The sequence below is a fragment of the Aliiroseovarius lamellibrachiae genome, assembly GCF_018599245.1.
In the GTDB taxonomy this organism is placed as follows: domain Bacteria; phylum Pseudomonadota; class Alphaproteobacteria; order Rhodobacterales; family Rhodobacteraceae; genus Aliiroseovarius; species Aliiroseovarius lamellibrachiae.
In genome coordinates this window covers 289,973-316,411 of the sequence record NZ_JAHEVJ010000001.1, presented here as the reverse complement: position 1 = coordinate 316,411, position 26,439 = coordinate 289,973, and the positions used below count along the sequence as shown (strand labels likewise).

Annotated in this window: 31 protein-coding genes and 1 tRNA gene; 16 read left to right on the top strand and 16 right to left on the bottom strand. The window is 57.0% G+C overall.

From position 1 onward, the window contains the following. Positions 1 to 140: 140 nt before the first annotated feature. Both KKW20_RS01600 and KKW20_RS01595 read left to right on the top strand, forming a co-directional pair. The gene (locus KKW20_RS01600) at positions 141 to 791 is read left to right on the top strand and encodes a YiaD family glycine zipper/OmpA-like lipoprotein (protein ID WP_214565493.1); all 651 of its coding nucleotides are present in this window, start codon (positions 141 to 143) and stop codon (positions 789 to 791) included. 403 nt (positions 792 to 1,194) lie between these two features. Beyond that, positions 1,195 to 1,950 (top strand): FadR/GntR family transcriptional regulator, encoded by a 756-nt coding sequence (locus KKW20_RS01595; protein ID WP_214565491.1) that lies wholly within the window; start codon positions 1,195 to 1,197, stop codon positions 1,948 to 1,950. Between the two features lie 11 nt (positions 1,951 to 1,961). Here the strand turns inward: KKW20_RS01595 and KKW20_RS01590 are convergent, their stop codons facing one another. The 6 genes from KKW20_RS01590 to KKW20_RS01565 form a co-directional block, all read right to left on the bottom strand. Continuing rightward, positions 1,962 to 2,171 carry a YgaP family membrane protein gene (locus KKW20_RS01590; RefSeq protein WP_214565489.1) on the bottom strand — a complete coding sequence of 70 codons (210 nt, stop codon included), beginning with the start codon at positions 2,169 to 2,171 and terminating at the stop codon, positions 1,962 to 1,964. Positions 2,172 to 2,292: 121 nt separating this feature from the next. After that, a complete protein-coding gene (locus tag KKW20_RS01585) occupies positions 2,293 to 2,847 on the bottom strand; it encodes a F0F1 ATP synthase subunit B family protein (protein ID WP_214566034.1) in 555 nt (184 codons plus the stop codon). 7 nt (positions 2,848 to 2,854) lie between these two features. Further along, entirely contained in the window at positions 2,855 to 3,424 is a 570-nt protein-coding gene (locus KKW20_RS01580) for a F0F1 ATP synthase subunit B' (RefSeq protein WP_214565487.1), read from the bottom strand. 74 nt (positions 3,425 to 3,498) lie between these two features. Then, positions 3,499 to 3,738 (bottom strand): F0F1 ATP synthase subunit C, encoded by a 240-nt coding sequence (locus KKW20_RS01575; RefSeq protein ID WP_039017421.1) that lies wholly within the window; start codon positions 3,736 to 3,738, stop codon positions 3,499 to 3,501. 60 nt (positions 3,739 to 3,798) lie between these two features. Further along, the gene (locus KKW20_RS01570) at positions 3,799 to 4,563 is read right to left on the bottom strand and encodes a F0F1 ATP synthase subunit A (protein WP_246534421.1); all 765 of its coding nucleotides are present in this window, start codon (positions 4,561 to 4,563) and stop codon (positions 3,799 to 3,801) included. Between the two features lie 67 nt (positions 4,564 to 4,630). Then, complete coding sequence (locus KKW20_RS01565) at positions 4,631 to 4,999, bottom strand: AtpZ/AtpI family protein (RefSeq protein ID WP_214565485.1); 369 nt, start codon at positions 4,997 to 4,999, stop codon at positions 4,631 to 4,633. A gap of 227 nt (positions 5,000 to 5,226) precedes the next feature. On the opposite strand from KKW20_RS01565, the gene KKW20_RS01560 reads away from it, so the two are divergent. Next, complete coding sequence (locus KKW20_RS01560; protein WP_214565483.1) at positions 5,227 to 5,565, top strand: ArsR/SmtB family transcription factor; 339 nt, start codon at positions 5,227 to 5,229, stop codon at positions 5,563 to 5,565. Positions 5,566 to 5,617: 52 nt separating this feature from the next. Here the strand turns inward: KKW20_RS01560 and KKW20_RS01555 are convergent, their stop codons facing one another. Both KKW20_RS01555 and KKW20_RS01550 read right to left on the bottom strand, forming a co-directional pair. Beyond that, positions 5,618 to 6,541: a DMT family transporter gene (locus tag KKW20_RS01555; protein ID WP_246534386.1), complete on the bottom strand. Its 924-nt coding sequence runs from the start codon at positions 6,539 to 6,541 to the stop codon at positions 5,618 to 5,620. Next, positions 6,514 to 7,404 (bottom strand): LysR family transcriptional regulator, encoded by an 891-nt coding sequence (locus tag KKW20_RS01550; RefSeq protein WP_214565481.1) that lies wholly within the window; start codon positions 7,402 to 7,404, stop codon positions 6,514 to 6,516. Before KKW20_RS01550 ends, KKW20_RS01555 begins: the two co-directional genes overlap by 28 nt. Positions 7,405 to 7,538: 134 nt before the next feature. Here KKW20_RS01550 and KKW20_RS01545 point away from each other — a divergent pair, with 134 nt between their 5' ends. Beyond that, on the top strand, positions 7,539 to 8,099 hold the full coding sequence (locus tag KKW20_RS01545) for an FMN-dependent NADH-azoreductase (protein ID WP_214565479.1): 561 nt from the start codon (positions 7,539 to 7,541) through the stop codon (positions 8,097 to 8,099). A gap of 52 nt (positions 8,100 to 8,151) precedes the next feature. Here KKW20_RS01545 and KKW20_RS01540 read toward each other — a convergent pair whose 3' ends face one another. Next, on the bottom strand, positions 8,152 to 9,423 hold the full coding sequence (locus KKW20_RS01540) for a glycerate kinase type-2 family protein (protein WP_214565477.1): 1,272 nt from the start codon (positions 9,421 to 9,423) through the stop codon (positions 8,152 to 8,154). Positions 9,424 to 9,516: 93 nt separating this feature from the next. Continuing rightward, positions 9,517 to 9,603, bottom strand: a tRNA-Leu gene (locus KKW20_RS01535). A 125-nt stretch (positions 9,604 to 9,728) separates the two neighbouring features. On the opposite strand from KKW20_RS01535, the gene lipB reads away from it, so the two are divergent. The 4 genes from lipB to KKW20_RS01515 all read left to right on the top strand — a co-directional run bounded on the left by lipB (position 9,729) and on the right by KKW20_RS01515 (position 13,883). Continuing rightward, entirely contained in the window at positions 9,729 to 10,412 is a 684-nt protein-coding gene (lipB, locus tag KKW20_RS01530) for a lipoyl(octanoyl) transferase LipB (protein WP_246534385.1), read from the top strand. Between the two features lie 490 nt (positions 10,413 to 10,902). Further along, a complete protein-coding gene (locus KKW20_RS01525; protein WP_214565475.1) occupies positions 10,903 to 11,373 on the top strand; it encodes a c-type cytochrome in 471 nt (156 codons plus the stop codon). 185 nt (positions 11,374 to 11,558) lie between these two features. Continuing rightward, positions 11,559 to 13,232, top strand: a complete 1,674-nt coding sequence (locus tag KKW20_RS01520) for a cytochrome c oxidase subunit I (RefSeq protein WP_214565473.1) — start codon at positions 11,559 to 11,561, stop codon at positions 13,230 to 13,232. A gap of 147 nt (positions 13,233 to 13,379) precedes the next feature. After that, positions 13,380 to 13,883, top strand: coding sequence for a DUF2244 domain-containing protein (locus tag KKW20_RS01515; RefSeq protein WP_214565471.1), 504 nt, complete (start codon positions 13,380 to 13,382; stop codon positions 13,881 to 13,883). Positions 13,884 to 13,952: 69 nt separating this feature from the next. On the opposite strand, the gene KKW20_RS01510 is transcribed toward KKW20_RS01515, so the two are convergent. Together KKW20_RS01510 and KKW20_RS01505 are read right to left on the bottom strand one after the other, a co-directional pair. Then, positions 13,953 to 14,303 carry a hypothetical protein gene (locus KKW20_RS01510; RefSeq protein ID WP_214565469.1) on the bottom strand — a complete coding sequence of 117 codons (351 nt, stop codon included), beginning with the start codon at positions 14,301 to 14,303 and terminating at the stop codon, positions 13,953 to 13,955. A gap of 90 nt (positions 14,304 to 14,393) precedes the next feature. Continuing rightward, the gene (locus tag KKW20_RS01505) at positions 14,394 to 14,852 is read right to left on the bottom strand and encodes a GatB/YqeY domain-containing protein (protein ID WP_214565467.1); all 459 of its coding nucleotides are present in this window, start codon (positions 14,850 to 14,852) and stop codon (positions 14,394 to 14,396) included. A gap of 203 nt (positions 14,853 to 15,055) precedes the next feature. Between KKW20_RS01505 and carA the strand changes: the two genes are divergently transcribed. Next, on the top strand, positions 15,056 to 16,219 hold the full coding sequence (gene carA, locus KKW20_RS01500; protein ID WP_214565465.1) for a glutamine-hydrolyzing carbamoyl-phosphate synthase small subunit: 1,164 nt from the start codon (positions 15,056 to 15,058) through the stop codon (positions 16,217 to 16,219). 164 nt (positions 16,220 to 16,383) lie between these two features. Continuing rightward, on the top strand, positions 16,384 to 18,372 hold the full coding sequence (locus tag KKW20_RS01495) for a glycosyltransferase family 2 protein (protein ID WP_214565463.1): 1,989 nt from the start codon (positions 16,384 to 16,386) through the stop codon (positions 18,370 to 18,372). On the opposite strand, the gene KKW20_RS01490 is transcribed toward KKW20_RS01495, so the two are convergent. Then, complete coding sequence (locus tag KKW20_RS01490) at positions 18,338 to 18,979, bottom strand: GntR family transcriptional regulator (protein ID WP_425514251.1); 642 nt, start codon at positions 18,977 to 18,979, stop codon at positions 18,338 to 18,340. The genes KKW20_RS01495 and KKW20_RS01490 overlap by 35 nt on opposite strands. A 154-nt stretch (positions 18,980 to 19,133) precedes the next feature. Between KKW20_RS01490 and KKW20_RS01485 the strand changes: the two genes are divergently transcribed. The 3 genes from KKW20_RS01485 to KKW20_RS01475 all read left to right on the top strand — a co-directional run bounded on the left by KKW20_RS01485 (position 19,134) and on the right by KKW20_RS01475 (position 21,347). Further along, the gene (locus KKW20_RS01485) at positions 19,134 to 19,796 is read left to right on the top strand and encodes a pyrimidine 5'-nucleotidase (RefSeq protein WP_214565460.1); all 663 of its coding nucleotides are present in this window, start codon (positions 19,134 to 19,136) and stop codon (positions 19,794 to 19,796) included. Positions 19,797 to 19,807: 11 nt separating this feature from the next. After that, the gene (locus KKW20_RS01480) at positions 19,808 to 21,019 is read left to right on the top strand and encodes an FAD-dependent monooxygenase (protein ID WP_214565459.1); all 1,212 of its coding nucleotides are present in this window, start codon (positions 19,808 to 19,810) and stop codon (positions 21,017 to 21,019) included. A gap of 127 nt (positions 21,020 to 21,146) precedes the next feature. Beyond that, on the top strand, positions 21,147 to 21,347 hold the full coding sequence (locus KKW20_RS01475) for a hypothetical protein (RefSeq protein ID WP_214565458.1): 201 nt from the start codon (positions 21,147 to 21,149) through the stop codon (positions 21,345 to 21,347). A 68-nt stretch (positions 21,348 to 21,415) separates the two neighbouring features. On the opposite strand, the gene KKW20_RS01470 is transcribed toward KKW20_RS01475, so the two are convergent. Next, entirely contained in the window at positions 21,416 to 22,543 is a 1,128-nt protein-coding gene (locus tag KKW20_RS01470) for an aminotransferase class V-fold PLP-dependent enzyme (RefSeq protein ID WP_214565457.1), read from the bottom strand. Between the two features lie 335 nt (positions 22,544 to 22,878). On the opposite strand from KKW20_RS01470, the gene KKW20_RS01465 reads away from it, so the two are divergent. Then, the gene (locus KKW20_RS01465) at positions 22,879 to 23,193 is read left to right on the top strand and encodes an ArsR/SmtB family transcription factor (RefSeq protein WP_214565456.1); all 315 of its coding nucleotides are present in this window, start codon (positions 22,879 to 22,881) and stop codon (positions 23,191 to 23,193) included. Here the strand turns inward: KKW20_RS01465 and KKW20_RS01460 are convergent. Continuing rightward, on the bottom strand, positions 23,190 to 23,645 hold the full coding sequence (locus KKW20_RS01460) for an Lrp/AsnC family transcriptional regulator (RefSeq protein ID WP_214565455.1): 456 nt from the start codon (positions 23,643 to 23,645) through the stop codon (positions 23,190 to 23,192). The genes KKW20_RS01465 and KKW20_RS01460 overlap by 4 nt on opposite strands. Continuing rightward, positions 23,642 to 24,097 (bottom strand): Lrp/AsnC family transcriptional regulator, encoded by a 456-nt coding sequence (locus tag KKW20_RS01455; RefSeq protein WP_214565454.1) that lies wholly within the window; start codon positions 24,095 to 24,097, stop codon positions 23,642 to 23,644. Before KKW20_RS01455 ends, KKW20_RS01460 begins: the two co-directional genes overlap by 4 nt. Before the next feature lie 144 nt (positions 24,098 to 24,241). Between KKW20_RS01455 and ilvC the strand changes: the two genes are divergently transcribed. Together ilvC and KKW20_RS01445 are read left to right on the top strand one after the other, a co-directional pair. Then, positions 24,242 to 25,264 carry a ketol-acid reductoisomerase gene (ilvC, locus tag KKW20_RS01450; RefSeq protein WP_214565452.1) on the top strand — a complete coding sequence of 341 codons (1,023 nt, stop codon included), beginning with the start codon at positions 24,242 to 24,244 and terminating at the stop codon, positions 25,262 to 25,264. A gap of 206 nt (positions 25,265 to 25,470) precedes the next feature. Further along, complete coding sequence (locus tag KKW20_RS01445) at positions 25,471 to 26,406, top strand: DMT family transporter (RefSeq protein WP_214565451.1); 936 nt, start codon at positions 25,471 to 25,473, stop codon at positions 26,404 to 26,406. Positions 26,407 to 26,439: the final 33 nt, after the last annotated feature.

Genomic DNA, 26,439 nt, shown 5'->3' with positions numbered 1-26,439 from the left:
TTCCCCCTCCCCCAACGTCACCTTCTCTACACAGGCGATCTGTCGCGCATTCTCCCCCTTGTTATTCGATAACAAAGGGGCATCATGTTAGAAATGCGCGAGTTGAACGCATAACCCTAACATTTTCAGGAGCGGCAGAAATGTTTCACGCTAAACCCCTTATTCTTCTCAGCACAATTGCGGTGCTGACCACCACAGCCTGCACCTCGCCAACCGGCGAACTGGGCCCACGCACCAAAAATGGGGTCGTTACCGGGGCCGCGATTGGCGGCATCCTTGGCGCCGTCACTGGCAATGGCAACAAATTGGGGCGTGCCGCTGTTGGGGCTGCGATCGGCGCCGGTATTGGCGGTGCGATTGGCAGCGAGCTTGACAAGCAAGCGCGCGAGCTGGAGCAATCCATTGGCAATGATCAGGTGCAAATCGTCAACACCGGCGAAGCGCTGGTTGTGACCATGCCACAAGACATCCTGTTTGCCTCTGGTAGCTCTGTTGTGAATGGCGGCCTTCGCGGTGATCTGGGGGCGTTGTCGCGCAACCTGTTGAACTATCCCAATTCGACCGTCGAAGTGATTGGTCACACCGATAACGTGGGCGGCGCCGATTACAACCTGTCGCTGTCGCGTGATCGCGCCAATTCTGTGGCACAGGTTCTGTTTGCAAATGGCGTGCCCAGCTCGCGTGTGATCACCATTGGCCGCGGCGAAGACAGCCCCATTGCGTCAAACCTGAACGCCACCGGCCGTCAGCAAAACCGTCGGGTCGAAATCATCATTCGCCCTTACAACTAACATCAGGTGTTGATGAGCACAGAACGGCCGGGTCGCAGATTGCGCCCGGCCTTTTTTGTTTGATATCGCGCGACAGGCAGACGTCGAGCGGAGGCCCTTGCCCATCGGGGCGTGCGCCTTTGTCCGGCAAAGCCCAGATCGAAACCCCTTTCCCAACGGATCCGGCCCCCGCAGCTAAGGGGCTTTCCCATCGCATTTCCCCATCACATTTCCCCATCACATTTCGTTGACGATGGTCGCCCTTAACCTCACGATGCAAAATCGCGTCAACTCGGGGGACCCCGCAGACACAAAGCCAAACTCGTTTCACACGACCGCCCCATTCGCCAACATTCCCTCCTCAGGGCTTGAGCTTGCCGCCCCCCTGTGGTCATATCTTTTGACCAGTTACAAAGGAGGCAGGATGCCGTTTCAGAAGATCAATGCCGGGAAGCTGTCGAAATCTGTGGTGGAACAGATTGAGCTTTTGATTTTGCGTGGCGTGTTGCGCCCCGGTGAACGGTTGCCGTCGGAACGCGATTTGTCAGACCGGATGGGCGTGTCGCGCCCGTCCCTGCGCGAAGCGGTGTCAGAGCTTCAGGAAACGGGGCTTTTGGAAACCAAAGCCGGGTCTGGGATTTTCGTCTCGGACCGATTGGACAGTTCGTTTTCCCCAGCCCTTACCGGATTGCTTTCGCGCCATGACGAGGCGGTTTATGACTATATTGATTTTCGCCGCGATCTTGAAGGCTTGGCGGTGGAGCGTGCCGCGCGCATGGCGTCAGACACCGACCTGAAAGTCATCGACAGCATCTTTAAGAAAATGGAAGCCGCCCCCGCCGGCAAAGGCGCCGATCTGGATGCGGATTTCCATTCTGCCATCGTGGAAGCCAGCCACAATGTGATGATCGTGCATGTGATGCGCGCGATGTATGATCTGCTCAAGCGCGGTGTCTTGTACAACCGAAAGGTCATCTTGCAGATGTACAATACGCGCGCGGATCTGTTGCAACAACACCGCGAAATCAATGACGGCATTCAGGCCCGCGACCCGGCCCGCGCCCGGGCAGCGGTCGAGGCGCATATGGATTATGTTACCCAATCCTACAGCGATTTTCGCCGTGCCGAGCGCAACGAAGAGGTCGCCCGCCTGCGACTAGAGCACGAGCAGGAAAAATAGCGGCGCGCGCGTCACGCGGCGCGCAATCCAAGGCGGGTCAGGATCCGGGTCAAAGGGCAAAACCCGGACAGGCCGGATTGAAACAGATTCAAGCCGACAAAGGCGGTCAGCCAGGACCAGCTTGCTTGTGCGAGGTTGATTTGGCCGGTCAAATGTCCCAGCAGCAAGCTGAGCAGAATGAAAACTCCGGCGATGGACATAGTGGCGCGTTGGGCGTTCATGGGGTGTCTCCTTGGTGTGGTGAAACGTATATATTCCATTTTGGGAATATGTCAACCAAGCCAAAGAAAACCCCGGCCAGAACAGGTCTGGCCGGGGTTAAAATCATGATCTGCAGAATGCTTAGTGAAGCTTGGCTTCGACATCTTTGATGGCGGCGTCGATCAGCGAATTGCCGTCGGCGGCTGTCATCTGTTTGGCGATCACGTCACGGGCAGCGCCCACAGCCACGGTCACTGCGCTGTCGCGCACTTCCTTAATGGCGGCGGTTTGAGCTGAGACAATCTGATCTTCGGCGGCGGCCAGACGGCGCGCAATCGAGGCTTTCAGATCTTCTTTGGCCAGCTCAGCAGCATTGGCAGCTTCTTCTTTGGCATGGGCAACAATGCGCCCGGCCTGATCCGCTACTTCTTTCTGCTTACGCTCGTAAGTCGCCAGAACTTCTTTAGCCTCTTCGGCCAACATCCGGGCATCTTCGATTTCGGACTTGATGCCGTCGGCACGCTCATCGAGCTTGCCCCCCAGCAATTTGTGGACGCCCATATAGCCCAGGAACGTTACAAACAGCAGGAAGGCCAGCCAAACAACCAGGTTGGTGTTTGACAGATCCAACCCACCACCAGCCGCAAAGGCCGGTTGTGCAACGATCAAAGCGATGGGGGCGAGAACGCGTTTCATCATGTTCTTACCCTTTCATCCGTGCGGTCACAGCCGCAGTAACGGTTTTGGCGTCAGCCTTGTGACCCATGGCACCAAGGATTTCCTTGGCGGCATCTTTGGCCACAGCTTTCACACTGTCGACAGCACCTGCGCGGATTTCAGCAATTGCGGCTTCGCTTTCGGCGGCCTTTGCGGAAATCTCTGCATCTGCTTTGGCAGCGGCGGCATCCACCTCAGCCTGAATTTCAGCACGCGCTTCGGCCACGATTTTATTGGCCTCGGTGCGGGCGTCTGCCAGCGCTTGATTATATGCGGCTTCGGCCTCAACGGCTTTTTGCTTCATGTCCTCAGCGGTGGACAAATAGTTGGTGATCCGGGTTTGACGTGCCTGAAGGATCGCCTCGATACGGGGCAATGCAATCTTGGACAGCACGAAAAAGATCACGACCAGCGTCACCACAAGCCAGAAGATCTGGTTTGCAAACGTGGAAAAGTCCAGCTGTGGCATGCCCGCGGCTTCGGCCGCACCATGGGCGTCGATTGCGTGAAGCGCCGCCTCTTGTGCAGCTTCCGTGGTCTGTGTGGTACTCGACATGTCTTGTCTCCTGGAACCGGATTAGATGGGGCGGATCAACAAAGATCCACCCCTTCGTAAGGATGGTTCAGGTCTTAGACAGCGAACATCAACAGCAGAGCAACGAGGAACGAGAAGATCCCCAAAGCTTCTGCAAACGCGATGCCGATGAACAGGGTCGCGGTTTGTGCGGCGGCTGCCGAAGGGTTGCGCAATGCGCCGGCGAGGAAGTTGCCTGCAACGTGGCCAACACCGATGGCTGCTGCACCTGAGCCGATTGCGGCCAGGCCTGCGCCGATGAATTTACCGAGAGCTGCTGCTGCTACGAGTTCCATGATGTTTCTCCTTACGATGGAATTCTTGAATAAGTTAGTTTAGCGGGCTGCAACCGTTGCTTAGTGCGACGGATGCAGAGCGTCTTTCAGGTACACACATGTCAGGATGGTGAACACATATGCCTGGATAAAGGCCACCAGCACCTCGAGTGCATAGACAGCCGAGATGGCGAGGATCGGGAAGAACCCGAACAAGCCCAGTGCTGCGGCAAAGCCGGCGAACACTTTGATAACTGCGTGGCCTGCCATCACGTTACCAGCCAAACGAATGGAATGGCTAACGGGGCGCACGAAATAGGAAATCAACTCGATCACTGCAAGGATCGGACGCAGCGCCAAAGGTGCGGATGAGACCCAGAAAAGGCCCAGAAACCCAGCACCGTTTTTCACAAATCCCAGCACGGTCACAAAGACAAACACGGTCATCGCAAGCACCGCGGTCACAGCGATATGCGAGGTTGGTGTAAAGCTTTGTGGGATCAGGCCCAAGAAGTTGGCGAACACGATAAACATGAACAAGGTCATGATGCCGGGGAAATATTTCACGGCGTCCTTGCCGGCAACATCCTCAACCATCTTGTAAACAAAACCATATGCCATTTCGGCCACGGATTGTGTGCGCGTGGGCACTTCTTTTCCGCCTGCGGTGCCAACCACCATCAAAAGGACGATGCCGACAAGCGCCAGAACCAGCCACAGTGTTTGGTTGGTCGGGGTAAAGGTGCCAATATGCTCGCCACCGAACAATGGTGCCAATTGGAACTGATCCATCGGGTGAATGGCCAAACCTGCATGCTCGGGTGCAAAGATCAGACCCGACACCATCACAATCGCCAAGACGACGAAGAATGCGATTTTGGCGATACCGCCCGAACCTTGTTTTGCGCTTTGATCAGCCACGTGTGTTACCCTTTTCCTCTTTCAAAGGCGCCTCTGGGGTTGGATCCGTGTCCGCGCCCGCCGCCTCCGGTGTCTTTTGCATCTGGGCCGCGGTGCCAAGCATGACTTTCACGCCCGCCGCAAACCCCAACATTATGAACAGCACCATGAAAATAGGTCTTGTGCCAAAGACAGCGTCCAACCCAAATCCGATACCAAAACCGATCCCAAGACCGGCGACCAATTCGATGACCATCTGCCAAGCAAACGAAGCTTGGTTATAGGCCGCGTCATTCACCGGTGCCTCATCCTCGATCCCCTTGGCCTTTTTCAGGCGTGTCTCAAGCGCTTTCAGGCGCTCGGGATCGGGCTCGTCAGACATGGATCACCCCTATGTGAACAGTTGCGCCTTTGCTAAGGGGCAAGACGACATGAGTCAACGCTGTTTAGCGCCAACATCACCCCGCGCAACCCATTGTTTTAAAAGAACTTCCAAAAGAAACCCATTTCTCAGACAGGCCAAACCGCCCACAAATGGCCGTTTTGCGGGATTCCAGCATGTTTAACCATTTGGTTGACGATTGCGCAGGACCCCAATACCCATAAACCATGACAAACGCCGCAGCCCACGCGCTAGATCTTGCCTTCGCCGCCCTCGCCGACCCAACCCGTCGGGCGATCCTGACAATGCTGCTTGAGGATGACATGGCGGTCACAGATGTGGCGCACCCGTTTGAAATGTCGCTGGCCGCAATCTCAAAGCACCTCACGATCCTAACCCGCGCCGGGCTGATCTCGCAGGAAAAACGCGGGCGAGTAAAATGGTGCAAACTGGAACCCGGCGCGCTGAAAGATGCTTCGGTCTGGATGCAAGGGTTTGGCCAGTTTGAACCGGTGAACCTTGATGATTTTGAAAAATTCCTCGAAGTGCAACTCTCGGACGTCTGATCTTTTTCTTGTCTTAAATATCTCGGGGGAGCCGTAGGCGGGGGCAGCGCCCCTATTCCTGCTTAAGCAGCATCACCAACGCCAAAACCGTGAACCCCACACCGACCAAAATAATCGGGCTTGGCCCACCGTGCCCCAAAGCCAGCTCCCATAAAATCACCCAGCTTGGGGTCAGATAGCCATAGGCCATGACCTTGGCCCCCGGCAGGCGACTGGACGCAAATTGGAGGCAGTAAAATGAGATCGCCGTGGAAAACACCACCAGATACCCAAGCACACTCCAGACCCGTGTCGGGATCATCGCCCAATCCATGGACCAAAGCGCGGGACCCGACAAGACAAGCAACAAAAGCCCGCCGCCCATGAGCACGCCAAAGGTAAAGACCAAACCGTTTTCGCCCCGGTTCAGCCGCTGCAACAAGGGGATATAGGCCGCATGGGCCAGCACGCCAATTGTATACATCGCCTCGCCATAACCCAGATCCAGCGCCAAAAGCGCCGCGAGATTTCCGCGAAACACCACCCACAGCGCACCGATTGCGCCGACAAACAGCGCCACACGCATCCGCCGTGAGCTACGTTCGCGCAGGATGAACCAGCCCAGCACCGCCGTCGCCGCAGGGACCAAGGTAAACAGCGCCGCCGTGTTGACCGGAGGGGCCGTTTTCAGTGCCTCAAACATCAGCACAAAATAGACCGCAAAAATTCCGCCCGTCAGCGCATATCGCCAAGGCGCGTCAAAATCCGACCGGCGAAACCCCGGCCCCGCCAGGACCAAGCCGCCAATGACCGCCGCGCCCAGCAAAAACCGCAGCGCCATCAATGGCACCGGCGCCATATCGCCCGCCACAACCCCGCCCAGCGCGTGGGATCCTGCCACAAGGGCGGAAAAGGCAAGCATCACCAAATGGCCCGACAGCACATCGCGCGTCATCGCGGGCACCATCGTCATGGCAAATTCACCCCATCTTCGCATGAACACCACCCTTGCGCCGCCCCCTTAAAGGCCGCAAGCGCCGCTTGAACCTTGGCGGATCGGTGCAGATCCACATGGGTCACAAGCCATGTCTTGGCCACCCATTCCGGCTGCCGCTCCATCACTTCGTTCAAATCCCCGGCGTCACAAACGGGCAAAAAGCCAAGCCCAACGCCGCCCCGCACCGCCGCCGCCATAGACCGATCATCCGAGGCGCGAAACCAGATGGCGGATTGCGGCACATGGGCCTCTAGCCACTGCATAAACGGGGCGCGCGACCGGATGTCTGCAAAGCCAACAAACCGGTGTTGATCCAATGTCTCTAACGTTGGGATGCCAAATTGTGCGATGTAATCCGTTGACGCAAAAAGCCCCATATCCAGGCTGACATAGGGCTGGGCCACATTGTCGGGTTCCTCTGGGGCAGCGCCTGCGCGCAGGGCCACATGCGCCTCGCCGTATTCCAAGCGAAACACGCGGGCATCGGTCAGAAATCGTACGCGCACGTCAGGGTGATCGCGTTGAAACTGCGCCAATATCGGCGTGATGCGTTCGGCAAAGGTGGGCAACGCGGTGACCACCAATTCGCCGGTCACATTTTCCCCCTGCCCTTTCAGGCGCCCGCCAAGCTGCGAAAACTGATCATCGGTGGTTTGTGCCACCCGCGCCAGATCGGCCCCGGCTTCGGTGGGCGTATACCCGCGCGCATGACGTTGGAAAAGCTTCACACCCAAGCGCGCCTCAAGCGCGTCAATATGGCGGATCACCGTGGCATGATGCACCCCCAGCGCATCGGCCGCACCACTGACGGTCCCTTCGCGCACCACATAATACGAGGTGCGGATTTCATCCCAATGTTCCATGTGAGGCGTCCTTCGCAGCAAAATCCAAACCCCTGTGCATTTGCGCACACTTCATGCTGGTTATCTCAGATTGAGTTCGTTTTTGCAAAGCTTCATGTTGCCCTCAACACCAGTTTCCTCGAAAGGGTTCCAAAATGACCAACATCCTCCGTATCGACAGCTCCGCCCGCCGTGAGGGCTCAATTTCCCGCAGCCTCGCAGACCGTTACGTGGCGCGCCTGACCGGCAATGTCACCACCCGCGATCTGGCCGATGGCCTGCCCCATTTGGATGGCGTTTGGGCCGGGGCCACCTTTACCCCACCAGAAGCGCGTTCAGATGATCAAAACGCTGCCCTCGCCTTATCAGACGCGCTGTTGGCCGAAGTGAACGCCGCAGACACCATCGTGATCTCATCGCCGATTTACAACTTCACCATCCCCTCCACCCTGAATGCATGGCTTGACCACCTCGCCCGTGTGGGCGTCAGCTTTCATTACACCGAAGACGGTCCCGTGGGCCTGTTGAAAGGCAAGCGCGTTGTGGTGCTGCTCGCCTCTGGCGGTGTGCCGGTGGGATCCCCCATGGATTTCGCCACCCCCTACCTTAAGCATATGTTCGCCTTTATGGGCATCACAGATGTCGAGGTAATTGGGGCCGCCGGCGCCGACGGGCTGTCCGGTGCAGAAGCCGGCGTGGATGCGCTTGCCGCCTGAGCGAACAACCCAGAAATGACGTTGCCCGGTGCACATGCGCCGGGCCGCTTTGTCAGCGGATCAAGATGGCGCGAAAGTCATTCACATTGGTCCCAGTCGGGCCCGGTTCAAACAAATCCCCCGCCAATTCAAACGCGGTATACGCATCATTGCCGGACAAAAGCGCCATAGGATCGCCCCCCGCAAGGCGCATGCGCGACGCGGTGGCCCCATCCGCAAAGGCACCGGCATTGTCTTCGGATCCGTCAATCCCATCGGTGTCCGCAGCCAGCGCCGTGATGTTTTGAACGCCGTCAATATCCAGCGCAAACGACAACAGAAACTCCGTGTTGCGCCCCCCTCGGCCTTTGGCGCGCAAGGTCACCGTGGTTTCCCCGCCCGACAGGATCACCACAGGTTTCGGGAAAGGGCGATCTTTGGCAACCACTTCGCGCGCAATCGCCCCATGCATCCGGCCAATGTCGCGCGCTTCGCCTTCGATGGCGTCCGACAAGATCACCGCAGGAAGGCCCAGCATCTGCGCGCGCGTGGCCGCCGCCTCAAGCGACAAAGCGGCCGAGGCGATCACATGCACCTCGTTGCCTGCAAAGACCGGATCCTCTGGGTCGGGGGCCGCGTGATTGCGAATATGTTTCATCAAGTTTTCAGGAAGGGAAATGCGGTAGGCACTGATCGCGGCCAAGGCATCCGCTTGCGTGGTGTTGTCCGGCACCGTGGGGCCAGAGGCAACCTGCGCCGGGTCATCGCCGGGCACGTCAGACACCACCAGGCTGACCACTTTGGCCGGATGACACGCCGCCGCCAACCGCCCGCCTTTGATGCCCGACACATGCTTGCGGATCGCGTTCATCGCAGAAATCGGCGCGCCAGACGCCAGCAGCGCTTGGTTCAGCGCCTGTTCATCCTCTAGCGTCAGCCCCTTGGGTGGACTGGGCAGCAAGGACGACCCACCGCCGCAGATCAACGCCACCACAAGATCGTCTTTGGTCAGGTTTTGCACCAAGCCAAAAAGCGCCGTGCTGGCGGCAAGCCCTGCGGCATCTGGCACGGGATGCGCGGCCTCAAACACACGGATCTTATCGCAAATCGCGCCATATCCGTAGCGGGTGACAACGATGCCCTCAACAGGACCGTTGCCTTGCGCCGTCCACAGGGCTTCAAACGCCGCCGCCATTTGGGCCGCCCCCTTGCCCGCGCCAATCACAATGGTCCGCCCCTTGGGGGGCTTGGGCAAATGCCGCGCCAAAGCGCGTTTTGGATCCGCCGCCGCAATGGCAGCATTAAAAAGATCGGTGAGCAAGGCGGTGTCAGATGTATCGGTCATCCGCGCAGCATAGCGGGCCACGAGAAGCTGACAATAAAGATCAGCGCCGGGGGGCGTGTTGTCATTCGTTGTGCTGGGGAAACCATAAAACTATGGTGCGGTCGGTGGGACTCGAACCCACACGAGTGTTACCTCACAGCGACCTCAACGCTGCGCGTCTACCAATTCCGCCACGACCGCAAGTCTAGCTTTGGTGAGGGGCTACATAGCGAAGCGCCCCGGTGATGTGAAGCGCAAAATGCATGTGCATCACGATTTATTTCTGCTTTTTGACATTCGCCCCGTTCGCTGCCAAATGAGGGGGTATGAAAGCACCTGATCAAATGCCGCCCACCCCCCCTAAAGTCACTTGGGAAACCGCCGACACGCTTGTCGATTACGAGGCCGCCGTGGCCCGAATGGAGGCGCACGCCGACGCGATGGCGCGTGGTGAGGCGGGCGAGATGATCTGGCTGTTGGAGCACCCCCCTTTATATACGGCAGGCACCTCCGCGGACGCCAAAGATCTGGTCGCGCCGGATCGCTTTCCGGTTTACCCGTCGAAACGCGGTGGGCAATACACCTATCACGGTCCGGGGCAACGGGTCGCCTATGTGATGCTTGATGTGGGCGCACGCGGGCGTGACGTGCGCAAATTTGTCGCCTCGCTTGAGGATTGGGTCATCAAGACATTGGCCGAGTTTAACGTGACCGGCGAAAAACGGGACGGACGTGTTGGGGTCTGGGTTGTGCGCGACGACAAGCCGATGACCGCAATGGGGGTGAAATCCGAAGATAAAATCGCCGCCATTGGTGTGCGGCTCAGGAAATGGATCAGCTTTCACGGTATCTCGATCAATGTCGAACCGGATCTGGAGCATTTCTCTGGCATCGTCCCGTGCGGCATCACCGACCACGGTGTCACCAGCCTTGTGGATCTGGGTCTGCCCGTCACGATGGATGATGTAGATGTGGCGTTGAAACGGTGTTTTGAGGATGTGTTTGGATAAGCGACCCTGTCGAAACCTGCCTTTGGGATAGAATCGCCAAAGACAGTCGTATCGGCGGGTCGCGGCGCCCAGAGAGGCCCAGCCATAGGCCCGCCAGCTGCGACAGGGCAAAGCAACTGCCCCCTCGCCGCTGATAAAACTCACAATCCCGAGATCCCCGCCCCCTACCTGCACGCCTTTTTTGCGTCGTAAGCGTTGCCCGGGTCGCATCCGGGCGCGCAACCAGCGCCAAGGTCTTCTGCATGTTTTTCACTGTTTTCAGTGGCATCCAGATCCGTGCCGCAAACAACTGGGATCCATCGCGAAACATCATCCGTCAGTCATCAAATCCCGTTCACCGTTAACTGAGTATTAGCGGTTCGGCCATTTCCTGCCCGTACAATTCGTCACAGGTAGGCCCCTTTTCATTTCGCGCGTTTTATAGCAAGTTCCCTCGTGAATATGGAATGCCACGCCCTGTTGCGTGTCTTTGTCAAACATGAGGTCAATGATGAAAAAAGTTCTTACGTCCGCCGCTCTTCTTTTTGCACTGGTTGGTGCGGCCCATGCCGAAGGTGACGCCGCCAAAGGCGAAAAAGACTTCAAAAAATGTAAAGCCTGTCACACAATCGCAAACCCTGACGGCGACGTGATCTTTAAAGGCGGAAAAACCGGCCCGAACCTTTACGGTATCGTTGGGCGCCCAATTGCGAGCTATGAAGGCTTTAAATATGGGGCTTCAATCGCGGCTCTGGGTGAAACCGGCGCCGTTTGGACCGTCGAGCTGCTGGAAACCTACGTCAAAGACCCCAAAGGCTTCCTGAAAGAGCAATTGGGGGATGGCAAAGCCAAGACGAAGATGACCTTCAAGTGGAAAAAGCCTGAAAACATCATCGCCTATCTGGCAAGCGTGGCACCGGCCATGGAGATGCCAGCAGACGAAGCACCCGCTGCAGAAGCTGATTCGGCCGCGTCCAACTAAGCATTTGCGTCTTTTGAACGCTGCGACATGTCGCCCCGGCAGGTAAATACCTGACCGGGGCGCATTTTTTTCATGCCTCATATGCAACACGCCGTTGCGCCAGACCCCCTTCCCATACTAAACACGTTAAAAATCGGGCGAAGTGACTCTTTGTCTATAATGTTTAATCCCAAAGGGAGGTATCTATGGCGGACGCAGCCATTCAGGGCCATGATCACCACGACGAACGCGGATTTTTCACGCGTTGGTTCATGTCCACCAACCACAAGGATATCGGCATCCTTTACCTGTTCCTCGCAGGTCTCACGGGTCTGATTTCGGTCAGCTTCACCGTGTACATGCGTATGGAGCTTATGGATCCCGGTGTTCAGTATATGTGCCTTGAAGGCGCGCGCTTTATCGCAGATGCCTCTGCTGAGTGTACCCCGAACGGGCATCTTTGGAACGTGATGATCACCTATCACGGCGTTCTGATGATGTTCTTTGTTGTTATTCCGGCGCTGTTTGGCGGGTTTGGCAACTATTTCATGCCGCTTCAGATCGGTGCGCCGGATATGGCGTTCCCACGTTTGAACAACCTGTCGTTCTGGCTGTATGCCACGGGTGTTGCGCTTGGCGTGGCCTCTATGCTGTCGCCCGGTGGCAATGACCAACTTGGGTCTGGTATTGGCTGGGTGCTTTATCCACCGCTGTCGACCACCGAAGGCGGGTATTCGACCGATCTGGCGATTTTCGCGGTACACGTCTCGGGGGCGTCCTCGATCCTGGGGGCGATCAACATCATCACCACCTTCCTGAACATGCGTGCCCCTGGCATGACGCTCTTTAAGGTGCCATTGTTTGCCTGGTCGGTCTTTATCACCGGTTGGTTGATCCTTCTGTCGCTGCCTGTTCTGGCTGGCGCGATCACCATGTTGCTGATTGACCGTAACTTTGGCGGGACCTTCTTTGACCCGTCAGGCGGCGGCGATCCGATCCTTTACCAACACATCCTGTGGTTCTTTGGCCACCCGGAAGTGTACATCGTGATCCTGCCCGGTTTTGGTCTGATTTCACATGTCATCGGCACCTTCAGCCGCAAACCGATCTTTGGGTATCTGCCAATGGTCTGGGCCTTGATCGCCATTGGTGTGATCGGCTTTGTTGTGTGGGCGCACCACATGTACACCGTTGGCATGTCGCTGACCCAGCAGTCTTACTTTATGCTGGCGACGATGGTCATTGCGGTGCCCACGGGCGTTAAGATCTTTTCATGGATTGCAACGATCTGGGGCGGTTCGGTAGAGTTCAAAACCCCGATGCTCTTTGCTTTCGGTTTCTTGTGGCTCTTCACCATTGGCGGCGTGACCGGCGTTGTGCTGTCGCAGGCTGGTGTGGACCGTGTGTATCACGACACTTATTATGTTGTGGCGCACTTTCACTATGTGATGTCGATTGGTGCGGTGATGTGTATCTTTGCCGGGATCTATTTCTGGATCGGTAAGATGTCGGGTCGTCAGTATCCTGAGTGGGCGGGCAAGCTTCATTTCTGGGCCTTCTTTGTCGGTGTGAACCTGACCTTCTTCCCACAACACTTCTTGGGTCGTCAGGGCATGCCACGTCGTTACATCGACTATCCAGAAGCCTTTGCGTATTGGAACAAGATCAGCTCTTACGGCGCGTTCATCTCGTTTGCTTCGTTTGTGTTCTTCATCGGCGTGGTGTTCTACACCCTCACGCGCGGCAAACGCGTGACCGAGAACAATTACTGGAACGAATATGCGGATACATTGGAATGGACCCTTCCATCCCCACCGCCAGAGCACACCTTTGAAACCCTGCCAAAGCAGGAAGAGTGGGATAAGGGCCACTCGCACTAAGGTGAGTTAGATATTGAAAGGCCCGGGCACCCCCCGGGCCTTTTCTTTTGGGGGTGTTAAATATTGGGATCCTGAAAGGAGGGGCGCTGCCCCTCGACCTGCGGTCTCACCCCGGGATATTTTTGGAAAGAGGAAAAGGGCGCGCGGATGCCGTATGAGTGGATCACAACAGACAAGTCAAAGGGGGCCAAGGCCGAGTTGCACCTGTGGCCTTATCGATCCCTGCCACGGCGCGGCTTTGTCTGGTTGATGGGGCTGCTTGCGTGTGGATTGGCGGTGCCGCTGTTTGCTTTTATCGGCCATGTGATCCTGTGGCTGTTTCTGCCGATCTTGTTGGGGACATTGGGATTGGTTTGGTATTTTATTGAACGGTCGTACAAAGACGGCGAAATCCTTGAGGTGTTGATCCTGACCTCTGATCGCATCACGCTCACGCGCGACGGGCCACGCGGCGCGCATTCTGAGTGGCAGGCCAACCCCTATTGGGTCACGGTTGAGTGTCACAAGACCGGGGGGCCAGTGCCGGATTACATCACGTTAAAGGGGGGTGGGCGTGAGGTTGAGATCGGGGCGTTTCTTTCCGAAGACGAACGCCCCGTTCTTTATAGGGACCTGTTGCAGACGCTCAGGGATTCGAAATCACATTCCTAGCCGCGTCATTGCCCCATTCCGCATCCCCCTCTGGTTTGAGGTCTCTCAACAGGGCGTACCGCGGGGCAACTACTGCGCAACCATCACACAACGATATGCTTTGCCAAGTTGGGGCGCGACGGACTGTCCGACCTCTTTCATCTGGGCTGCGGTTGCGATGGGGCCTGTCGTCACTTCGCGGCCAAGGGTGTCTTGTAGCGCAGACATAAACACAGCATGCGCCGCTTCGGCACGGGATTTTGTATCTGGGTAAGAGGGGCCAGAGATACAGCGATAGCTTGCGCGGCTGCCGAGCCCCTCGGCATAGAAATGAAACAGCTCGCCACTGGGCTGTACGGGCTGCTCGACCACCTGTTCTGTGCAGGCGAAAAGGAAAAGGGCCGGGGCGAAAACCGGCAGGAAGAGGGATCGTTTGGACATCTAATTCTCCAATAAAAAACGCGCCCGAAAATCTGGGGCGCGTTTTTTCTATCTGATTGCTTCCAAATTGAAAGCATAACCCTTGGGAAGTTAGCCCAAACGGTCCTTTACCATTGGCCCGACGCGGCCAAAATCCATCTGGCCGGTGTATTTGCCTTTCAGCTCGCCCATGACTTTGCCCATGTCGCGGATACTGTCCGCCCCAACCGAGGCAATGGCGGCATCCACAGCGGCTTGGGTTTCCTCCGCCGTCAGCTGTTTGGGCAGGAAATCTTCGATGATGGTAATCTCACCCAACTCCTTTTCCGCAAGCTCAAGCCGGCCGCCTTCTTCATAGGCGCGCGCGCTTTCCTGGCGTTGTTTGACCATCTTACCAAGGATCGCCAGAATATCCGTGTCCGAGGTCTCTCCCTCTTCATCGGTTCCACGCAACGCAATGTCACGATCCTTGATCGCAGCATTGATCAAACGCAGGGTCGACAGCCGCACGGCGTCTTTGTTTCTCATCGCCGTTTTCAGGGCGTCATTGATACGGGCACGCATGTCCATGTCCTTTTGGGTCCTTTTTGGGTCCGAAGCCCGAATGTATCGAAAACCACCATTTCATTCAACAGCGGATTTTCCAAGCTAAGCCTTTGAAATAAGGGAATAAGCCATTTTATCTTATTCTGCGCCCTGCCGCATCACCCCCCTTGACCCAGCCGCCTGTGGCCCTTAGTTTCGCGCAAATTTGGCCCACCGGAGTCGGAAAAATGTCTGCTGCCCCCCACCTAGAAACCGCTACCCCCACTGCCTGCCTTGCCCTTGCGGATGGCACCGTCTTTTACGGGGTGGGCTTCGGCGCCACCGGAACCACAACGGCTGAGCTGTGTTTTAACACCGCCATGACCGGTTATCAGGAAATCATGACCGACCCCAGCTATGCGGGCCAGGTTGTGACCTTCACCTTTCCCCATATCGGCAACACGGGTGTGACACCCGAAGATGACGAAACCGGCGACCCTGTGGCCGCGGGCATGGTGGTGAAATGGGACCCAACCGATCCATCAAACTGGCGCGCAACAGACGAGCTGACCACATGGCTGACCAAACGGGGCCGGATTGGCATGGGCGGCATTGACACTCGCCGCCTGACCCGTGCGATCCGCCAACAAGGCGCGCCGCATGTGGCCATCGCCCACGACCCAGAGGGCAACTTTGACGTGGAAGCCTTGGTTGCCCAAGCCCGCGCCTTTTCCGGGCTTGAAGGTTTGGACCTGGCCAAAGAGGTCACCTGCGCGCAATCCTACAACTGGAATGAAATGCGGTGGGCCTGGCCTGATGGGTATCCAACCCAAACCGCCCCACGCCACAAGGTTGTCGCGCTCGATTTTGGTGCCAAACGCAACATCCTGCGCTGTCTTGCATCGGCTGGCTGTGAGGTGACGGTGTTGCCCGCCACCGCGACCGCAGCCGAAGTTCTGGCCCATAATCCTGACGGCGTGTTCCTCTCCAACGGCCCCGGCGACCCCGCGGCCACGGGTGAATATGCGGTGCCGATGATCAAAGAGATCCTCGCGGCCGACTTGCCCGTGTTTGGGATTTGTTTGGGCCACCAAATGCTCGCATTGGCGTTGGGCGCCAACACCATCAAAATGAACCACGGCCATCACGGCGCCAACCACCCGGTGAAAGACAATGACACCGGCAAAGTTGAAATCACCTCGATGAACCACGGGTTTGCAGTGGATGCACAGACCTTGCCCGCAGGTGTGGTAGAAACCCATGTGTCCCTGTTTGACGGATCAAACTGTGGCATCAAAATGGAAAATCGCCCGGTGTTTTCAGTGCAGTACCACCCAGAGGCCAGCCCCGGCCCGATGGACAGCTATTACCTGTTTGAGCGGTTTGCCGAGGCGATGGACGCGCGCAAGTAAGTCCAGCTTAAGATCAGTATTCGGCCCGTGCGTCCCCCACCGCGCGGGCCGTTTTAGGTTAATGCCAGATCAACTCGCTATTTTTGGGTAGGTTAACCATGCGTTAATGGTTTCGGGGGCATTTTGGACCGGTCTCGACGTCACAACCGGCTTTCATATCTCTCATGTCCGCAGCGCATCTTCGCCTTGTTCAATCTGACACCGCTTCATCCGCCTCTCATGCGGCGGATGAACAGACGCGCGTGCCGCCCCCTCCTCGCAAGCAACTGGGGCAGGTGCTGATGGAAATGGGCGCGCTTTCGCCGGACCACCTGACCATTGCAACAACCCTTCAGAAAAAGCGCGATGTTCGCCTGGGTGATATCCTGTTGGCGCATGGGTTTGTCCGTAAAGCGGACCTTTATGCCGCCCTTGCCCGTCAGTTCAACTGTGCTATTGCTGACCTGCGCAGACAGCCGCCGGATGCACGATTGATCGACGATGTCGGGGCTGATTTTTGCATTCGAAATCGGGTGGTTCCCTGGAAACAGGTCGGCGCCGGGACGGTGATCATCTGCTCGCGCCCGGACGAATTTACGACACTTCAGCATGAGTTTCCCGCCCACTGGGGTCGCACGTTTCTGGCCATCGCACCGGAAGAAGACATTCTTGACCGGCTGGTCGCAATGCGCCATCGCACCCTGACACAACGGGCCGAAAACCGCGTTGCCGGGCATGAAAGTTGCCGAGGGTGGAATTCGAAAAACGTGTTGCGCTATGCGCTGACGCTGATCCTTGGTCTTTCCGCTTTGTTTTTCTATTCGACCTTGGCCGGGTTCTCGTTGCTGGTGGGATGGGCGGTTTTCACCTTGGTGATGAACACGGGGCTGAAGGTCATTGCGTCTTATCTGTATTGGAAAGAGGGGCGAAAAACCTCGATTGACGCCCCCCCACCGACGCAGGAAAACGAAACCGCGCGCCTTCCAATGGTGTCGATCATGGTGCCGCTTTACAAAGAGCGTGAGATCGCGGGTCGTTTGGTTAAGCGGCTGGAATCTATTGATTATCCTCGTGAGTTGTTGGAAATCTGCCTGGTCGTTGAAGAAGATGATATCCTCACCCAAAACACCCTTGGCAGGGTGCGATTGCCCCGGTGGATGCGCCAAGTCATTGTGCCGCGCGGAATTGTAAAAACCAAACCGCGCGCGTTGAATTTTGCATTGGATTTCTGCCGTGGCTCGATCATTGGAGTTTATGACGCCGAGGATGCACCCGCCGCTGATCAGATCTTGAAAATCACCCAACGCTTTGCTGAGCGCGGGCCGGATGTGGCCTGTCTGCAAGGGAAGCTGGATTTTTACAACGCGCGCACCAACTGGCTAAGCCGTTGTTTTACCGTTGAATATGCAAGCTGGTGGCGGTTGATTTTGCCCGGCATTGAAAAAATGGGATTTGCCATACCGCTGGGCGGCACCACACTTTTCTTCAGGCGTCATGCGTTAGAGGAATTGGGTGGCTGGGACGCGCATAATGTGACCGAAGACGCTGATTTGGGCATGCGCTTGGCGCGCCATGGCTATCGAACCGAGTTGGTGGATACCGTCACCGAAGAAGAGGCCAACTGCCGCGCCTGGCCTTGGATCAAGCAACGCTCGCGCTGGATCAAGGGCTATGCGATGACCTACGGCGTGCATATGCGTCAACCGCGACAATTGCTTGCGGATCTTGGCTGGCGAAAATTTATCGGTTTTCAGATCCTGTTCCTCGGATCTTTGTCCGGTGTGTTACTTGCGCCACTGCTGTGGACATTCTGGGCGTTTCCCCTGGGGTTGCCGCACCCTTTACGCGGGGTGATGCCAGACGGGTTGCTGATCTTATTGGGGACAACATTTGTGGCAGCAGAGCTTTTGACCATCACCATTGGCATTCAGGCCGTCAGCGGGGCCAAACATCGCTGGTTACGGGTGTGGGTCCCGACCCTGCATCTTTATTATCCACTTGCCTCAGCCGCCGCATTAAAAGGGTTTGTAGAGATTGTGACCAAGCCCTTTTATTGGGACAAAACCCAGCATGGGAAATATGACACCCTGGCCGCGGGGCCGATCACCACTTTGGGATTGAAAGAGGATGACGGCGGCATTACCCCGCCGCGTCAGACCCGCTATCGAGTTTAAGCCGCGTCTCAAACGCCGTGGAAATATGAGTTTTCAAGGCCGCATGTGCGCCGTCACGGTCCCGTGCCTCAAGCGCAGAGACAATTGCGTCATGTTCCCCAACCGCCTTTTCGCTGCGCCCTTCGGCCGCCAGAGACGTGGTCGCAAGCAGCGCCATGGTCCGGTGGACAAGGTCAAGTTGCTGCACCAGATAGCGGTTGTGCGAGGCCAAATGCAGTTGCTTATGGAACCGCCGGTTGGACCGAGCCAAAGCGGCAGGATCATCCAAACGCTGCCGATCGTCTTCAACCATTTCGCGCAAAACGCGGATCTCTTCTGGGGCGGCATGTTGGGCGGCCAAAGATGCGGCCAGCCCTTCCAGTTCCGCCCGGACCACATATAGTTCGGCCAATTGGTTATGATCCAGAGAGGCCACAATCAGGCTTCGCCCGTCGCGTGCCAACAGCGACTGCGTTTCAAGCCGTTGCAACGCTTCGCGAATAGGGGTGCGTGACACGCCAAATCGCTCCGCGAGTTCGCTTTCCACCAAGCGGTCACCCGGTTTGTAAAGTCCGATGTCGATCGCTTCGAGGATCAACTCATAGGCATCTTTCTGCCCTGTCTTCACGTCTGTCACCGGCCCCTCCTGACCAAAAATTTCCCTGATTAATGCACGCTCATGCGGGCAAAGCAAACCCCCAAGACGCCACATCTCGTCGCAGATCCGGCATCCCGCAAATTCACGCCTTTTCCCCGGCGCACACAAGGGCTAGATTTGCGCCATGGTTGCTGATCATTTCACACATGTGTCCGACTGGGTTTTTGACCTGGACAACACGCTTTACCCGCCCGCCGCGCGTCTGTTTGACCAGATTGAGGTGCGGATGACCAATTGGGTGATGCGCGAGTTGGGGGTTGATCAGCCCGAAGCCAACCGGTTGCGCAGCACATACTGGCGCGAGCATGGCACGACGCTTGCCGGCTTGATGCGCTTGCATGACGTGGATCCCGCCCCCTATCTGCACGATGTGCATGACATTTCCTTCGACAGCCTGACCCCAGATCCGGAACTTGCCCGTCATATCCAGGCCCTGCCGGGGCGCTGCATTGTCTACACCAATGGCACCGCGCCCTATGCCGAACAGGTGCTGGCCGCGCGCGGTCTGTCGGGGCTTTTTGATGCAATTTACGGTGTGGAGCACGCGGATTTTCACCCGAAACCAGACCGCGCCGCCTTTGACACCGTCTTTACGCGTGATGGGTTAAGCCCCAAACGCGCCGCGATGTTTGAGGATGATCCGCGCAATCTCGCCGTGCCTCACGCCCTTGGAATGCGCACCGTCCATGTCGCGCCCGAAGCCCTGCCCAGCACAGTGCCCACCGATCATATTCATCATCACACCGACGACCTGACCGGGTTTCTGGCCCGGTTGGTCAACAGCTGAAAGGCCACGCCATGACACGTCATCAGGCGGATATCTTTATCTCAGGCGGCGGCATCGCGGGTCAGGTCACGGCCTGCGCCTTCGCGGCCGCCGGATTTTCGGTTGTGATGGTGGATCCTTTTGTGCCGGTCACATCCGCAGGGGAAGAGAAATCCGACCTGCGCTCCACCGCGTTTTTGCAGCCGGCGCGCGGGCTGTTTGACCGCATCGGGTTGTGGGATGTGCTGGCCCCGCACGCCAAACCGCTGGACAAATTGGCGGTGATCGACACCACCGGCTGGCCACCAGAGGTGCGCGACCGGCGGGTCTTTCAGTCAGCGGATATGAGCAGCGATGTGAACCATGAGCCCTTTGGCTGGAACCTGATGAATTGGGTCGTGCGGCGCGAGCTGTGGGGATATTTGCAAGAGCAACCCAAGATCACAGCACTTTACGGCACCGGGTTTAAATCCATCGTCAGCCGATCAGAAGAGATCATCGTGGGGCTTGAGAATGGCGACACGGTGCGTGCGCGGATGGGGATTGCGGCGGACGGAAAATTCTCGCCTTTGCGCGAAGCCGTCGGCATTGATGTCACCACCACGCGCTACGGTCAAAAATCGCTGGCCTTCACGGTCACGCATGATGCGCCGCACGACAATATCTCAACCGAGATTTACAACGAGGGTGGCCCGTTCACCATTGTCCCCTTGCCCGATATGGACGGCAAGCATGCCTCGGCGATTGTCTGGATGAACAAAGGGCCGCGCGCGGTGGAGCTGATGGCGATGCCGGTGCCAGAGTTTGAAGAGGTGATGTATCAACGCTCTACCGGTTTGTTGGGACGTATGCATCTGGAGGGGAACCGGTCGGTCTGGCCGATCATCACCCAAACCGCAGATCATTTGTCGGCCGGTCGCGTGGCGGTGGTGGCCGAGGCGGCACATGCTTTGCCGCCAATTGGCGCACAGGGGCTGAACACTTCGCTGAATGATGTGATTGCCTTGTTGGACCTTGCCGAACGCGCCCCGGCGACCTTGGGCAGCGCAACGATGATGGCCGCCTATGACAAAGCGCGAGGGTCCGACATTGCCCGGCGCGCACGGGTGATTGATCTGTTTAACCGGGTGACACGGTCGGGCGACGGGGCGTTGCAAGCCGTTCGTTTGCTTGGATTAAAAGCGGTGCATGATGTGGCACCAGTGCGAAAATCGGTGATGCGCGCGGGGCTTGGCCCCTCTTGATCCGTCAAAGGCAAAGGACGCCACGCCGATTGTGTCATGCGACATGCTGGCGCAACCCACCTGTCGGCCTTTCATTTTAACGCCTTGTGACCCATAAGGGCGCAGGATTTTAGAGGAGAGACGCGCCATGTCCGCTGAACTGAGCCCAGAACAAAAAGCTGCTGAAGCAAGTGCCGAGAAAAAAGCATGGGGCATTATTGTCCTGATCGTTGTGGGCCTTCTTGGGGGCTTTTTGACCATGGGCCTGCCCGGCGTTGGCATGGTAGCTTTGGCGCTGGTGGCTGTGATTTATGTGATGTTGGTGTTGATGGCGGGCGGCAAGGGCTAGCCTTTCCACTGCTGAAATGACAAAGGCGCGCCCGATTGGGACGCGCCTTTTTTGTTGGTATCGGCAGGTTACAGCACCTTGGACAGGACCGCATCCAACCGTGCAACCGATGCGTCAACGTCGTAAAGCTTATCAAGCCCAAACAACCCAAGCCGGAACGATTGATAGTCGTCACCTTCGTCGCACATCAGCGGCACGCCCGCGGCGATTTGCACGCCTTCTGCCGCAAAAGGCTTGCCCATTTTGACCTCTTCACTAGGGGCATAGGCCACCACAACACCGGGGGCTTCAAAACCCGGCGCGGCCACAGATTTAATCCCCTTATCGGCAAGCAAGGCGCGCACCCGATTGCCCTGTTCCCACTGGGCATCGCGCAGCTTGTCAAACCCGTAGGTTTTGGTTTCAAGCATCGTATCGCGAAACGCCCGGAGCGCATCTGTTGGCATGGTTGCGTGATAGGCATGGCCGCCATTTTCATAGGCCTGCATGATGTTTAGCCATTTGCCCAGATCCACCGCAAAAGAGGTGGAGGTTGCAGCCAGGGCAATATCACGCGCGGCGGTGTTCATCACCACAATCCCGGCGGATGGGCTGGCGGACCAGCCTTTTTGTGGCGCGGAGATCAGCACGTCTACACCGGTGGCCTGCATATCGACCCAAGCACAACCCGACGCAATGCAATCAAGCACAAAAAGCCCGCCCACCGCATGCACGGCTTCGGTCACCGCCGTGATGTAATCGTCAGGCAGGATCATTCCGCTGGCGGTTTCCACATGGGGCGCAAAGACCACATCGGGTTTTTCGTCGTAGATGCGCGCCACCACCTCTTCGATTGGCGCAGGGGCAAAGGGCGCGTCTGGCGCATTACCCACGCGGCGCGCTTTCATCACGGTTTCGGACGCCGGGATCCCGCCCATTTCAAAGATCTGCGACCAGCGGAAGGAAAAGAACCCATTCCGGATCACCATCACGCGTTTTCCGGTCGCAAATTGCCGCGCGACCGCCTCCATCGCGTAGGTGCCGCCCCCGGGGACAAGGGCCACTGCGTCGCCGTTATACACCTCTTTCAAAGTGGTCGAGATGTCGGTCATCACGCCTTGGAAGGCTTTGGACATATGGTTCAGCGAGCGGTCGGTGAACACCACCGAAAATTCCAACATCCCCTCTGGGTCGATATCAGGTAAAAGCGCTTTCATGGGAGACTCCTTTGATCAGCCTTTAGCAAACCCCAATTGTTGACAATTTGAAAGCCTCTTTTGCCCGAAAGAGAAAACATGTCCCAATCGTTTCCTGTGAAGAAAATACTAGAAAACTAGTTTTCTAGTTTTCTAGTTTTCTAGTTTTCTAGTTTTCTAGTTTTCTAGTTTTCTAGTTTTCTAGTTTTCTAGTTTTCTAGTTTTCTAGTTTTCTAGTTTTCTAGTTTTCTAGTGAAGCGGGCCACCTATCCGAAAGATAGGTCAAGTTTTATGGAAGCTTTACGCCCTGTTAACCACGCCCTGCCAAGCTGACGAAAGATATCAGGAGGGTTCACATGCCAGATTTTGACAATCAAAACATCGCAAACAGTCTAAAAGCACTGTCACACCCACGGCGCATGGCCATCTTTCGCCTTTTGTCTGCCCACCCCACTGGCACGCTCAGCTTTAAGGCGCTGCAAACCGCAACACGCCTCAGCACAACCACCCTTGTCCATCACCTGCGCGAGATGGAGCGCGCTTGGCTCATCAGCCGAAAACGCAAAGGGCCCGAAGCCTTTTACCGAATGACTCCCCAGTCGTTACTGGCGTCGATGGAAAACGTGCACAGTATCCTAACCACGCGCTATGCTTCTAAGATTGCAGCTTAAATCGGCCCAGGACGACGCTCTTCTGACAGCAAAACATTGGCCTCAACATCGCCAACTCCGGGCAACGTCATCACACGCCGTCGCAACACACGTTCAAAATCGGCCAGATCACGGGCAACCACACGCAGGCGGTAATCATACAGCCCCAACACATGCTCCACCGTTTGCACTTCGGGAATTGCAGACACCGCACGTTCAAAATCCTCAAGGCTGACGCGCCCTTTCGTGGCCAGTTTCACGCCCAGAAACACCGTGACCCCAAAGCCAAGCGCCTCGTGGTCCAGATCCAAACGACGACCGTCCAGCACGCCTTGATCCATCAAGCGCCGAATGCGTCGCCAGGTTGCCGGCTGGCTTAACCCAACATCACGTCCCAAGGCGCCTGCCGATTGCGTGGCATCCTCGGCAAGGGCACGGATCAGGGCAAAATCTATTTCATCAAGGTCCATCATAGCGGCAGACTGTCGTCATATTTGATCCGCGCCACATGCATCAGCGCTTCGATATCTGCGATATGCGGCAGGCCGAGAATTTGGTCGCGGTAAATCGCCTGATAATGCGCCATATCGCGTGCGATCACGGACAGGCGTACGTCCACGCGACCCAAAAAGGTCTGGATGGCGGTGACTTCGGCGATGCCGCGTGCGGCCTCGATGAACTCATCAAACGCGCGCGGTTGTGTTTTGTCTAACGTGACCCGAAGGCTCACCTCCACCGCATAGCCCAAAGCGCGCCAATTGATCACCGCGCGCGGGCCGCGCAGGATTTTGCGATCCCGCAGTCGTTCCACCCGGCGCGTCAAACGCGCAGGCGTCATCCCCAGACGCTCTGCCAATTCAGGAGGCGCCATCATCGGGTCGGCTTGCATTTGCCGCAATATGCGTCGATCCTGATCATCAAGCATGATTTTTACAAATTAGGCCAATCATGCGAATGATACCATACCAATTTCCGGTAATTTTCCATCTTTCACACCTCGCACCCATCCGAAAAATCCATATGATGCCCATCAAACGACCCATAGACACACAAACCGCGAGGACACATCATGCGCGTTTATTACGATCGCGATTGCGACATTAACCTGATCAAAGACAAAAAAGTGGCGATCCTGGGCTATGGCTCACAAGGTCACGCCCACGCGCTGAACCTGCGCGATTCCGGCGCCAAAAACCTCGTGGTTGCTTTGCGCGAAGGCTCTGCTTCGGCGAAAAAAGCCGCCGCTGAAGGTCTGGAAGTCATGGGCATCGCAGAAGCCGCGGCTTGGTGTGACGTCATCATGTTCACCATGCCCGACGAGCTGCAGGCCGAAACCTACAAAAAATACGTGCATGACAACATCAAACCCGGTGCAGCCATCGCATTTGCCCACGGCTTGAACGTACACTTCGGCCTGATCGAGCCTAAAGAAGGCGTTGACGTGATCATGATGGCCCCCAAAGGCCCCGGTCACACCGTGCGCGGCGAATACACCAAAGGCGGCGGCGTGCCATGCCTTGTTGCTGTGAACACAGACGCGACCGGCAAAGCGCTGGAAATCGGCCTGTCTTATTGCTCTGCCATCGGTGGCGGTCGTTCGGGCATCATCGAGACCAACTTCCGTGAAGAATGTGAAACCGACCTGTTCGGCGAACAAGCTGTTCTATGTGGCGGCATCGTTGAACTGATCCGTTGCGGTTTCGAAACCCTGGTTGAAGCGGGTTACGCGCCGGAAATGGCCTATTTCGAGTGTCTGCATGAAACCAAGCTGATCGTGGACCTGATCTATGAAGGCGGCATTGCCAATATGGATTACTCGATCTCGAACACCGCAGAATACGGCCAATACGTCACCGGCCCACGCATCCTGCCCTACGAAGCGACCAAGAAAGCCATGAAAGAGTCACTGCAAGACATCCAGTCTGGCAAATTCGTTCGCGACTTCATGCTGGAAAATGCTGTTGGTCAGCCGACCATCAAAGCGTCGCGTCGTGCAAACGACGAGCATCAGATCGAAGTTGTTGGCAAAAAGCTGCGCGACATGATGCCTTGGATTTCCGCAGGAAAAATGGTCGACAAAGCGAAAAACTAAGCCACGCAGGCGTCCCTGTTGGCTGAAAGGCGCCCTTCGGGGCGCCTTTTTTCATGGAAAGTACCAACTCCCAACACACCGCGCGCCGCGGCGGCAAGTTGAGCCGGTGCAAAACGCGCCCAAAGACAAACGCCCGACCTGGATCAGATTGCGCATGCAGCGCATTGTGCCTTTCGCCTGCCAAAGCGTTGTGCAATTGTCCGCCAATGTCGCATCCTTCTCGCCAAGATTGGTTGATCCTCGCGGCCCTCGGTTTGATCTGGGGGGCGTCTTTTATGGGTATGGCGATTGCGCTGAAGGGGTTTGCGCCACTGACCCTCGCCGCCGGGCGCATCGCCCTGGGGGCTGTGGTTTTGACAGTTTTTGCCAAGGCGAGCGGACGCAAAATGCCATCCGTCTTTGCGCCAAAAGGTATGGCGATCTGGGCGGCCGCGATTGGTATGGGGATCTTTTCCAACGCCCTGCCCTTTTTTCTGCTGGGATGGGCGCAATATCACGTCGCCTCGGGCTTTGCCGGTGTGTCGATGGCGGCCGGTCCGCTGATCACCTTGGTGCTCGCGCATTTCTTTATTGTCGGCGAGAACATCACCCTGCGTCGGTTCATCGGCATCATAATTGGCTTTGCGGGGGTGGCTGTCTTGATTGGTCCATCGGCACTGCAATCCCGCGGGGGTGATATGGAAAACATCGCGCGGATCGTCTGTATCAGTGCAGCGGCCTGTTACTCGATTGGGTCAATTGTCGCGCGGCTGTGCCCGGATGTAGACCGGCGCGCATTTTCCGCGGCGGTTCTTGTCTCTGGTGCCATGCTCATCCTGCCCGTCGCGCTGTGGCAAGAGGGGCTGCCGACGCAGGTCCCCACCGCCAGCGCCATCGCCGCGATCATTCTGTTGGGGTTAATCCCAACCGCTTTGGCGCAAATTCTGGTGGTGACATTGGTGCGGGATGCGGGGCCGACGTTCACCAGTCTGGTGAATTACCAAGTGCCCGTTTGGTCGGTGATCTTGGGGAGTGTCTTTTTGCGAGAAACCCTTCCCCCCAGCCTATTCTGGGCGATGGGCCTGATCCTGATGGGTGTGGCAATCTCGCAGGCGGGCGCGTTAAAACGGTTGTTTTCCAGCCAGAAAAAAAGCAGCACCTGATCACAGGGGCTGCTCTGTTTTCGCTTCTTTGCT